12 protein-coding genes and 1 tRNA gene are annotated in these 10,342 nt (G+C 31.4%); 4 read left to right on the top strand and 9 right to left on the bottom strand.

The window, feature by feature from the left end:
- Nucleotides 1-189 (top strand): hypothetical protein (locus WCG23_12105; protein ID MEI8390610.1); only part of this gene is annotated, 189 nt, incomplete at its 5' end.
- Between the two features lie 68 nt (nucleotides 190-257).
- On the opposite strand, the gene WCG23_12100 is transcribed toward WCG23_12105, so the two are convergent.
- The 4 genes from WCG23_12100 to WCG23_12085 form a co-directional block, all read right to left on the bottom strand.
- Entirely contained in the window at nucleotides 258-737 is a 480-nt protein-coding gene (locus WCG23_12100) for a terminase small subunit (protein MEI8390609.1), read from the bottom strand.
- A 720-nt stretch (nucleotides 738-1,457) separates the two neighbouring features.
- Nucleotides 1,458-1,937 carry a hypothetical protein gene (locus WCG23_12095; GenBank protein ID MEI8390608.1) on the bottom strand — a complete coding sequence of 160 codons (480 nt, stop codon included), beginning with the start codon at nucleotides 1,935-1,937 and terminating at the stop codon, nucleotides 1,458-1,460.
- Between the two features lie 164 nt (nucleotides 1,938-2,101).
- Nucleotides 2,102-2,809, bottom strand: a complete 708-nt coding sequence (locus WCG23_12090; protein MEI8390607.1) for a PEP-CTERM sorting domain-containing protein — start codon at nucleotides 2,807-2,809, stop codon at nucleotides 2,102-2,104.
- A 269-nt stretch (nucleotides 2,810-3,078) separates the two neighbouring features.
- Nucleotides 3,079-3,939: an Abi family protein gene (locus WCG23_12085; GenBank protein MEI8390606.1), complete on the bottom strand. Its 861-nt coding sequence runs from the start codon at nucleotides 3,937-3,939 to the stop codon at nucleotides 3,079-3,081.
- A 345-nt stretch (nucleotides 3,940-4,284) separates the two neighbouring features.
- Between WCG23_12085 and WCG23_12080 the strand changes: the two genes are divergently transcribed.
- Nucleotides 4,285-4,506 (top strand): hypothetical protein, encoded by a 222-nt coding sequence (locus WCG23_12080; GenBank protein MEI8390605.1) that lies wholly within the window; start codon nucleotides 4,285-4,287, stop codon nucleotides 4,504-4,506.
- 40 nt (nucleotides 4,507-4,546) lie between these two features.
- Here the strand turns inward: WCG23_12080 and WCG23_12075 are convergent, their stop codons facing one another.
- On the bottom strand, nucleotides 4,547-4,753 hold the full coding sequence (locus WCG23_12075) for a helix-turn-helix transcriptional regulator (GenBank protein ID MEI8390604.1): 207 nt from the start codon (nucleotides 4,751-4,753) through the stop codon (nucleotides 4,547-4,549).
- Nucleotides 4,754-4,957: 204 nt separating this feature from the next.
- Here WCG23_12075 and WCG23_12070 point away from each other — a divergent pair, with 204 nt between their 5' ends.
- On the top strand, nucleotides 4,958-5,257 hold the full coding sequence (locus WCG23_12070; GenBank protein ID MEI8390603.1) for a hypothetical protein: 300 nt from the start codon (nucleotides 4,958-4,960) through the stop codon (nucleotides 5,255-5,257).
- Nucleotides 5,258-5,411: 154 nt separating this feature from the next.
- Here the strand turns inward: WCG23_12070 and WCG23_12065 are convergent.
- A tRNA-Arg gene (locus WCG23_12065) sits at nucleotides 5,412-5,484 on the bottom strand.
- Between the two features lie 5 nt (nucleotides 5,485-5,489).
- A complete protein-coding gene (locus WCG23_12060) occupies nucleotides 5,490-5,795 on the bottom strand; it encodes a TRL domain-containing protein (protein MEI8390602.1) in 306 nt (101 codons plus the stop codon).
- Between the two features lie 266 nt (nucleotides 5,796-6,061).
- Here WCG23_12060 and WCG23_12055 point away from each other — a divergent pair, with 266 nt between their 5' ends.
- A complete protein-coding gene (locus WCG23_12055) occupies nucleotides 6,062-6,829 on the top strand; it encodes an alpha/beta fold hydrolase (GenBank protein ID MEI8390601.1) in 768 nt (255 codons plus the stop codon).
- Here the strand turns inward: WCG23_12055 and WCG23_12050 are convergent.
- Complete coding sequence (locus WCG23_12050) at nucleotides 6,826-8,289, bottom strand: radical SAM protein (protein ID MEI8390600.1); 1,464 nt, start codon at nucleotides 8,287-8,289, stop codon at nucleotides 6,826-6,828. The two genes, WCG23_12055 and WCG23_12050, sit on opposite strands and share 4 nt — an antisense overlap.
- Before the next feature lie 151 nt (nucleotides 8,290-8,440).
- The gene (locus WCG23_12045) at nucleotides 8,441-10,060 is read right to left on the bottom strand and encodes a radical SAM protein (GenBank protein ID MEI8390599.1); all 1,620 of its coding nucleotides are present in this window, start codon (nucleotides 10,058-10,060) and stop codon (nucleotides 8,441-8,443) included.
- Nucleotides 10,061-10,342 lie beyond the last annotated feature (282 nt).

Here is a 10,342-nt window from a genome sequence, read left to right as displayed (position 1 = left end):
ATTATTGCAAATTACTCCAAATTCTTAAAAATTAGCTGCTTGTGCATTGGTCTTACTATTAATCTTGCTGAAGAAGACATGAAAAAATTGATAGCTGAAGCTGTAGCGAAAATTGATAAAAAATTTGAAATTCCAAAAGATAAAGAAGAAATTTTGGGATTTTGCGAAGATTTCGGGATAGAAACATAAGCCGGTATTATTTAAAATCGCTTAAAACGGCTTGTATAAATAACTTTCCGTTATTAAAATCAAAGGATTTATACACCCCATTTTTTGCATTTAGCTTGATACTCAGCTTCGTTTTTCTTTATTTCAAATTTTTTTCTGGTTTCTTCGGCAATTTCCTTGATCATAGCTTTTACTTCTTCAGGGCCAACATTACTAGCAGGGGCATTGTTTATATTTATAACATTTTCTTTATATGCACCATGAGCCTTGAGCAGTAAATCGTAGCTCTTCAATTTTTCAGCTACTTTCGTTTTCTCATTACCTGCAATACCCTGAACTTTTATAAGGATTTCCTTGATAGAAAGCAGATTTGATTTATCTACCTCTTTGAGACGCTCATCCAGATATTTTTTTATGCCAATATTTGCCAACAAATTAGCCGCTAAAGTTCTTGCAGAATCATAAGTACAATCAGGATACGCGACTAAATAAGCCTTAGTTGCATTGCATCCATTAGCAAGATATTCATCACAGAAGGCCTTTTGTTTTGGGTTCAGATTGTCTGGCATTTTAAAACCTCCATAACTCTTTTATATGAATAATTATAGCATATTTTACTACCCGACAAAAGGTATATTACTCAATTTTCCTTGAGTTTTACCTCATTACTATCTGGCCGTTATTCGCAAAAACAGGCGAGAGCTACGTGCCAATAAGGGTTATCGCCTTTTGAAAAATCTTACATTAGCTAGTTTATGGTAAAAAACCTGTGCCTCCACAATATAGTGAAGTCCTCGCCAAATCTATTAGCATATTTTACGCTATACATTTATATAACAGGTTTTTCTCCACTGTAATTACTTGCAACAATAGCCAAGATCAAAAGACCTTCGATGTTGAATTTTTCTGAAAAATCGTTTATATTATTATCAGTTCTGATGCTTCCGCTCAGTTACTGAGCATCAGTAGCATCGGAATTTTCACATTTAAAATCTTTCAACAGATAAAATTTATTCTCTTGAGAGGCTGGGATTTGTACTTTCTGGTTACTTTCAAGAGAATTTCTTTGAATCATCGGTTATATTATCATTGTCCCCGATTACACCCGTGACTTTCTCATGGTTTAAGTTTTCGGGGACATTTTTTAACAATCTGACAATTGAAATTGTCTGCAATATCGGTTATATTGTCCTTATACTCTTCGGACCCCATATTTGAATCAGCGGGTAAAACTGAAGAATATTTTTTATTCATAAATTTCTAATATCGGGGTTTATTGGGTTCAACCTCTATTGATCTACTTTTGTTTGCTCCAATTCATCAGCTTTTGACTGGGCTTCTTCTGCTAAATTTTGAGCTTCCTCCGCATTATTTCGAGCTTCGTCTGCTTGATTTTGTGCATTCTCTGAACTGTCTTGGGCATCAGTAGCTAAATTTTGTGCATCTTCTGAATTATTTCTGGCTTCCTCTGCATTAGATTGTGCCTCTTCAGAACTATTTTTAGCTTCTTCAGCAAGACTTTGTGCACTATCTATATTGTCGATAATAACAGTTTGTGCGTATTCTAAATCTGCAATTTTTTTATTTAAATTATAAATTTTATTTTCGAGTGATATGCAATAAAAAATAATTACAACAAAAACAATTGTTTTTTTACGAAAAAGTTTATTTTTTATTTTCAGAAGAACAATTTTCACATTACCAAAAATATTTTTAACCAAGGAAGTTTCTTTATTAATTTTATTGCATTTCTTGTCTTTAGATCCCAAAAATATTTTTTTAATATTTAAAATTATTTTTAAAAAAACAGGCTCCTTTTTGAGAGAAATTTCATTATGCTTGCAATTCGGGCAAGGTTTATTCGGGTAAAGTTTGGGCTTTCCGCATTTTTGGCAATAATCCGTGTCCGTATCTTGTTGATTATTCATAATATTTAACTCGCAATTTTTCTTCTCTTTCTTAATCCAAGCATACCGCCAACGCTCATTAACCCTAACAGCATTGAGGAAGATTCGGGGACAGGTGTTGCCGGCGTATAACTGTCAGGCTCATTAAAAGTAAAATCATCCATAAGAAAAAGGCTGGATATATTAGCAATGGGGGGATTTGCGTAAAAAGCCGTTAAAGTTAATTTGTTGATATTTTTAAAATCAAAATTAATGTATTGTGGCTCATTCCAATAAATTAACTTTGATATTTTGGTTTCTGTCCAAAGATCATCATTTCTTGTTGCAGTTATGCTCAAGTAAATAGGATTGACTTCAACTCCTACACCGAAATACGCACCATTAAAAGTAAAAGGCTCATTACTTGAAATAGAGCTTTCTTCTCCGGAATACACAAAAGGGAAATTGGTAGCCGCAAAATGTCCAGATATGACAGCTTTCGCATATCCCCTATTTTTTGCTTCCTCGCTACCCTTATTATAATCAAAATTGCCAACAAGTATATTTTTCCAGTCCAGCCCGCCGTATGTCGTACCTTTGTCAGAATCCCAAATTCCATCTATATGTGAATACTGCCAAACAGAAAGGTCTCTGCCCTTTATAATGTCATCAAAATTCAATACAATGGCATTAGCTTTAACGGAATTACTGAAGAACATAATTACGCTGATTAAAATTACAACAAATTTTTTCATTTTATAAAATCCTTTTTACTCATGAACGATACAGCCATGAAACAATGTAAATCAAACATGCTGATTTATAACTAATATATTTACGGTTTTGATAAAAATTGTAACAAGTACAGTATAAAGAACATGTCAGAAAATAAGAAATTAATTCCCGCATGACTCACAGGCGATTTAAGGCATATTACGTACTCTTGATAATGTTTCCCTCGTCAAGAATCCTCAAAATCGATTCGGGGGGATTCTGACAAGTGTAAATAAGTTAAATTAAAATGTTACCATTCTGCTGGAAATCCTAAATTAATCGGGTCAACTTTATATTTTATAAAAAGTTCTTTCAATAAAGATTTCCATTGATTATCAGGAGTAATCTGCTTTAATAAAAACTCGATGATTATTGCATGAGCGTAAAAGCTATTTTGGTTGTATTCAGTATGATAACTAAAATTAAAGTGTTTTTTTGGTGCAATAGTAAATTTTCTATTCCATAATCTGGAATGATGAGCAGCTATATTCCTTACAGTTGTTAAAGAGTGAAGCCAACTTTTTAAAAGATTGAAAGGAATGTTAAAAATTTTTGCTATTTGCTTACCGTCATTATCTTTTATTTTAGACAAGGCTTTAGACAAATTTCCTATGGAAAAAACTTCAATTGCCATCCAAAATGGCGGTAAATCAGGTTCATTATACTTTTGGTAATAATATTTTATAAAAGTTTCCTTATATTTATCATTGTACTTTATTTCATTTTTTATTATCCCAAGAAAAGCCTGTTGGTCATTTGAATTATAGAAGCATTTATCATAATAAAACCAATGAGAACCATAATTTGTAGTCATATTATGAGAAAAAACAGCTCTAACAGCTATTTCTATCTGTTTAATATATTTAAATGTTAAATATTTCAACTCTCTATCAAAGCAATACAAGTTTTTAATATCGTTAAAGGTAGTCTCCTCTTTAAACTCGTGGTTTGAATTTATCTGATAATGCCGCATATAGGAAGATAAACGATAGTAATTAGTATATTTTAGAAAATTTATCGCTTCTTGTTCATTCTCAATTATTAAACCTCTGGTTTTTAAGAGTTCAATTTGTTCGCTATAATCAAGAGATTTTTTATCAAATTTTTTCATTTGTGATTCACCAGCTATAAACCCATTATAAAAAGAAGACCCGCCAATTTTAGCATTCTTGAAGAGGCTCGGCAGGTACTATTAATTATAGTATTTACATTAATTAACAAAAAGTCAATCTTTTTTCTGAAACTCATAAATATAAATCATATGTTTTTGAAAAACAAAAATAATACAAAAATTCTTATTATCATTTATATCTAAAATCAGGAGGCATAAACACTCCTGATTAAAATTAAATATGCCTTAAAACGGCTTGTGCGTTGAGTGTTTTAGTGCAAATTTGAAATGAAATACTTGAATAAAGTAATATGCTTATTAATTTAAAAAGATAGGGAATAATAAATGTTTTGGAATAAAAAATTTGATGACATTGAAAAGAGAATTTGCTCTTTAGAAAAAATTAATGAGTTTTCCATAAAAACTAATGAAAATTATAGAAATATTCTTATAGCTCAAGAAAAAGTATTAATTGAAAGAATTTTAAAAATTGATGAAATTGACAGTGAAATTAAAATAAAATTGATTTCCAATATCTTAGAAATATTTTCAGTTATTTATAAATAAAGTTTATGCCGGAAAGAAACCGATCGCAACTTGCGATAAGTTAAGCTTCTTTTACATATTCCAATAAATCTCCGATGTTGCAGTTCAGGCATATACACAATTTTTCTAAAGTATCGAAATCCACACGACCAGCCTTCTCATTGTAAAGGTTAGAAACCGTGTTTCTGGAAAGTCCTGTTTTTTCGTGAACCTCTTTAATTGTTATCCTTTTTTCTCCGAGAATACGGGACAAATTGCATTTTATCATTTCAAATTTTCCTTTTGTTATAAGTATCTGTAAGTATTATAACATTATGATTCAAATATAGTACATAGTGCTTTCAATTTATTACAAAATGTTAAATATCTTTATACAAAAACGGTTGACTTTATGCTCAAGATTTAGTATATTAACATCAAGAAGTCAAGCAATAGTTAAAAGATTTAGTACTAAAACAAAGGAGAAAACAAAATGACATTAACGGTATTAACAAAAACTAAAAAAGAAGAAAAAAGCCTGCAACAGATTGCCGAAGAACTTGAACAAGCAAGAAATGAAATTCAGTGGAAAGCTTGGCACATAGAAACTGTAACAAGTTTATTAACAAGGCTTTGGGATGAAAAAAACTGTTTATTAGATTTTGATGCAATAAAAACAGAAGAATTGTTAACTTCTCTCAATCTTTTTAATCAGGAATCTAAGGCTATCAATAAAATTACCGACCAAATGGACTCATTGATATTACACCTCTCTTACAGAGAAGAAAAATAAACAAACTACATCATGCCGGCAGGGATAAAACCTTGTCGGCATTTTATTTTTTATTGTCGTTTATCGTGGTGTTTTATTTCCAACTGTCCCGAAATTGTCCCGAAATGGAATTTCCGAAATTTACAAAAAAGCTGAACCCCTTGATATAATAAAATGCGCCTGATGCGATTTGAACGCACGACCAACGGTTTCGGAAACCGCTACTCTATCCACTGAGCTACAGACGCAAATTTTATTCTCCATAAACCCTTGTTGTTATAGTTTTTAGCCAGAACCAACCGTTTATTTGTGTATCTTGATGATGGACTTGCGACATTTTTCCATTTTTTAGAGCGGCCTGATAGGAACAATCTCCTAATTTTACTATACCAAACCAATAAATTTTACAGCTTGCCGTTCCGCATTTTGTAACTCTAGGCGTTTGCAAAGACAATGTAGCAGGCGTATTAATATTGCTATATATTTCAAAAGCAAATGCAGTTGAACTGATAACTGACAACAATCCCATTAAGACTAAACTAAATAAAGTTTTTTTCATCTTCTCTTACCTTTTTAATATCTTCAGAATTATTATATCGTAGTTAAACAAAAACAAGTTGGTCAAAAAACTTAAAAAAAGAAGATAATGTATTAAACAAAAAAATTAAATAAATTTTATTCTATAGTGTTCTGAAAAAGTAATTAAGAAATGAAATATTTTTTGCGAAAGCACTATAGCTTTTAGGAGTGATGCTTTTCGGGAAAATCCGGCTTTGCCGGTTTTCCTGAAAACAAACTCGTTTCAGTATAATAAAGGAGCGGTTTTTGAAAAAAACCCGAAATTTTTCGGAAATATTCCTGAAAACGGAAGATAATACAAAGATAGCTATTAATCATTATGATAAAGGAAGAGATTTTGTGGTCATAATTGCGCATGGCTGGTACATGTGCAAAGATGCAACTATTTTTAAAGCAATGTCAGAGGATTTTTTCAAAAGTCATGACGTAATAACACTTGATTTTAGAGGGCATGGAAAAAGTTCAGGGTTTTATACTTTTTCTGCTAATGAATCTATGGATATAAAAACTGTTATAAATTATGCAAAACAAAGATATTCCCAAATAGGTCTGATTGGATTTTCACTAGGGGCGGCAATTTCTATAATTCATACTGCAAAATATAATGATATAGACTCACTTGTCGTAATAAGCGCACCTATAAGCTTTGATAAAATCGAAAATCATTTCTTTAAAAAAGAAGCTTTTCTACCTACTTTTAAAAAATTTGAGCTCTGGCGAAGTCTTTCCATTCGTCCGGGAAATCTTTTATTAAAAAAAGAAAACCCCGTTGATGTTATTCATAAAATTAAATCCGCTCCGATTTTGTTTATGACAGGCGGAAATGATCCTACAATTCATCCATGGCATTCGAAAGAATTGTTTGATAAAGCTCATGAAAAAAAATCCTTGTTAGTTTTTCAAGACAACTTTCATGCAGAAGATCTCTATGTTAATTCGCGTGAAAGATTTATGAATTCTTGCAAAGATTGGTTCTCGTCAGCGATGGAAAACGATAAGATTATAATCGGTTAAGCAAATATCAGGCTGAAATGTTCAAAGAAAATAGCCATAGTTATTACTTCAGATAAGGATTTCGGGTATTTATACAAACAGGTAAATAATATTTCCCAGTAATATTTCCTGTTTTTTTGAAATATACCTAATATGCATACAGATTTAATCAGAGCATTAATATTTTTCAAATTAAACGGCTCAGGCTCACAAGGTTTATAATATTTTAAAAAAGTTTTAATTCGTTCATAATAGTTTTCCGGAGAATAAATTGATGAAACTATCTTCTTATATCCATTAACTAAAACAGTTGAATCCATTTTGGGGAGAAAATTTGTCGAAAAATCAGTATTATTTCCCGAACTGTCTTTAAGAAGCCGATTTTCATTTTTTAAACGCTCATAGAGTTTTGTTCCCGGCAAAGCCTGCAAAAGACCTACCATTGCAACAACAATGCCTGTTTTTTGAATAAACTCAATTTGTCTTGAAAAAATAGAAAAGTCATCACTGTCAAAACCGACAATAAAACCTCCTGAAACAACCATTCCATAACTTTGAATTTTTCTGACAGAAAAAATAGGATCACGATTATTATTCTGGAATTTTCCGCATTCATGAAGAGCTTCTTTAGAGGGTGTTTCAAGACCTATGAACACGCTGTTAAACCCCGCCTCTCTCATAAGAGAAAGCAATTCGTCATCGTCCGCTAAATTTAAAGAAACTTCTGTCATAAACCTAATCTGGATTTTTTTACGATTTCTCCATTCAATTAAGGCTCTTAGAAGATCTTTTGCTTTTAGTGCATTTCCTATAAAATTATCATCCACAATAAAAATTGAAAAATTCCATCCTGCTTGGTAAAGTGCTTCTATTTCCCGAATAACCTGTTCGGGAGTCTTGTATCTGGGAATTCTTCCGTTTAGGTTGACTATATCACAAAATTCACAGTCAAAAGGGCATCCCCTTGAGCATTGAATAGGCATTTTAAAATATTTTTTCAGATTTAATAAGTTCCATTGAGGTATTGGTGATTTTGTTATGTCAGGTTTTATATCTGAAGTATAAATTTTCTTTAAACTGCCGTTTTTTAAATCTTCTAAAAACAACGGCAAAGTTACTTCGCCTTCATTTAAAATAAAATAATTTATATCCGGAAATTCTTCGTAAAGACTTGTAAACAGCGGTCCGCCTGCTACGGTTTTAACACCGAGTTTTTTACATCTTTCTATCAAGGCATTAACAGAATTTTTCTGCGTTATCATAGCGCTTATAAAGACATAATCAGCCCACAGCAGGTCTTCATCGCTTAATTTATCAACATTCATGTCTATTAGCTTTTTCTCAAAATCATTTGGCAAAAGAGAAGCTATTGTTAATAGACCCAAAGGGGGCATAGCAGCTTCTTTTGATACATATTCCAAGGCTTTTTTAAAGCTCCAAAAGGTATCAGGGTATTGAGGGTACACTAATAATATTTTCAACTTTTAAATTATTCCCGATTTATTTAATTTAACAGTTATATATTTTATTATGAAAATATTTAAAACCCATGATGACAACAGGCTAGTGCTATCGGGTATTATTAACGTTTTATAATTACTCTGTTGATTTAATTACAAATAAATACATTGCTTAAAGCAAGGAAGCATTTAATGCTTCCTTTTTTAAAGCTTCTTTGGTAATTCCCGTATTTATTAATGCCCATGGGGAAATTTCTATAAAATCTCTTTTTCTATTAGCGTACCAGTCAAAATCAGGAAGACTATACTCTTCTGAAAGTTCTTTATAAGCTTTTGTCCAGCTTCCTATTGTTCCGCCCAGTTCAAAAACCATTTCAAGCACGCAAGACAGTCTTCTGTCTCCACGTGAAATTATTGCCTGTATATAATCCCATTTAACGCTTGTAGGTTTGTACAAAATTTTATTTTTGTTCAATTCTTTCCTTAAATAATTGCTTCTCTGGTTAATAATTTTCTCATCAGGTCGAACTTCCCACTGAAAAGGTGTTTGCGCTTTCGGAACAAAAGAACTGACGCTTAAAGTCAGGTTAAAACCTTTATTTTCTTTTTTAAGTTTTTTCATCAAATTTGCAAGCTCTTCAATATCTTCCTGTGTTTCAGAAGGCAAACCAATCATCCCATAGACTTTTAATCCAGTTAAACCATTCTCATGAGCTATTTTAACCCCTTTAAAAATCTCTTCTTCAGAAAGTTTTTTGCCTATAAAATTTCTAAGCCTTTGACTTCCTGCTTCAATAGCTATTGTTGTTTGTTTTTGACCGCATCTTACAAGTGTTTTAACTGTCAACGGTGTGATTGTATCAATTCTGAGTGATGAAACAGAAATTTTAAAATCTTTTTCTTCTCTGAGTTTTAAAATATGTTCGCAAATATTTTCAAACTCGGGATGTTCAGTAATCAAAGCACCTAGAAGTCCTATTTTGTCGGAATATTCAAAACCTTTATTTATAATTTCCAATACGCTTTCAAACAAAGGATACCTCGCAGGAAGCGTAAGATAACTTGCCATACAAAAACGGCATCTTTTCGGGCAGCCCCTTGCAATTTCAACAAGAAACATTCCGGGGAACACTGATTTTTCGGTAAGTATAGGTGTATAAAGGCTTTTGTTTAATTCTTTTATGTATCTTTTATTGATTTTTTTTTGAGAGTCTTTTGTATTTGAATTAATAGACCTGATTGTACAATCAGAATTATATTCAAAATCATAAAAATCAGGTATATAAATACCATCTATTTTCGAAAGATGAAATAATTGTTCTTTTTTATTTAAATTTCTTACTTCTCTGTAAGTATTCATCATTTCGTTAAGAACTTCTTCTCCTTCTCCGACAATAATAACATCAAAGAAATCGGCAAAAGGCTCAGGATTGGCGGTTAAAACAGGACCTCCGCCAAAAACCAGAGGATGTTTTTCACTCCTGTTTTTTGCTCTGAAAGGGATGTTATTTTTTTTTAGAATCGAAAAAATTCCCAAAAAATCAAACTCAAAAGAAACAGAAAATCCCATAACTTCAACATCATTAATGTTTTGTAGCGGTTTTTCCGTATCTGTAAAGATTCTTTCGGGATAAATATTCGGGTTTTCGTCAAAAAGCCTGAAAAGGTGTAAATATCCAAGAGAACACATTCCGATCATGTATGTTGCAGGAAAGCAAAACCACATCGGCACTGCATCATGATTCTTAACGGCGGGTTTATATATAAATTTTTCTTCAACAGGTTTTATCATATCAACTTAACTATACTAAAAAATTACTCCAGTAACATAATAGACTAAAACATTAAATTACCGGAGTATTTTTATTTTTTAATTTATTTATTAGCCTTTTTGATTAAACTTTTTAAAGTACTGATTGGGAATAACAAAAATTTCCCAAGACCAGTCACAACAGGTTTTCCGTTGATATTTCCTTTTGCCCAATTTAAACTGATTTCTCGTAATATTACATGTTTAGCTTCTAGTGCATTGTTAATTTAATTTATTAGGATAAAGTTTTTTTAACTTAATTCT

This window comes from bacterium (assembly GCA_037147175.1).
In the GTDB taxonomy this organism is placed as follows: Bacteria; Cyanobacteriota; Vampirovibrionia; order Gastranaerophilales; family UBA9971; genus UBA9971.
Note: the sequence above shows the minus strand (reverse complement) of the source record. Positions and strands in the feature narration are given on the sequence as shown.

Coding starts and splice junctions, on each gene's coding strand:
- WCG23_12100 (MEI8390609.1), bottom strand. CDS start 737: ATGCCAGACAATCTGAACCCAAAACAAAAGGCCTTCTGTGATGAATAT.
- WCG23_12090 (MEI8390607.1), bottom strand. CDS start 2,809: ATGAAAAAATTTGTTGTAATTTTAATCAGCGTAATTATGTTCTTCAGT.
- WCG23_12085 (MEI8390606.1), bottom strand. CDS start 3,939: ATGAAAAAATTTGATAAAAAATCTCTTGATTATAGCGAACAAATTGAA.
- WCG23_12080 (MEI8390605.1), top strand. CDS start 4,285: ATGTTTTGGAATAAAAAATTTGATGACATTGAAAAGAGAATTTGCTCT.
- WCG23_12075 (MEI8390604.1), bottom strand. CDS start 4,753: ATGATAAAATGCAATTTGTCCCGTATTCTCGGAGAAAAAAGGATAACA.
- WCG23_12070 (MEI8390603.1), top strand. CDS start 4,958: ATGACATTAACGGTATTAACAAAAACTAAAAAAGAAGAAAAAAGCCTG.
- WCG23_12060 (MEI8390602.1), bottom strand. CDS start 5,795: ATGAAAAAAACTTTATTTAGTTTAGTCTTAATGGGATTGTTGTCAGTT.
- WCG23_12045 (MEI8390599.1), bottom strand. CDS start 10,060: ATGATAAAACCTGTTGAAGAAAAATTTATATATAAACCCGCCGTTAAG.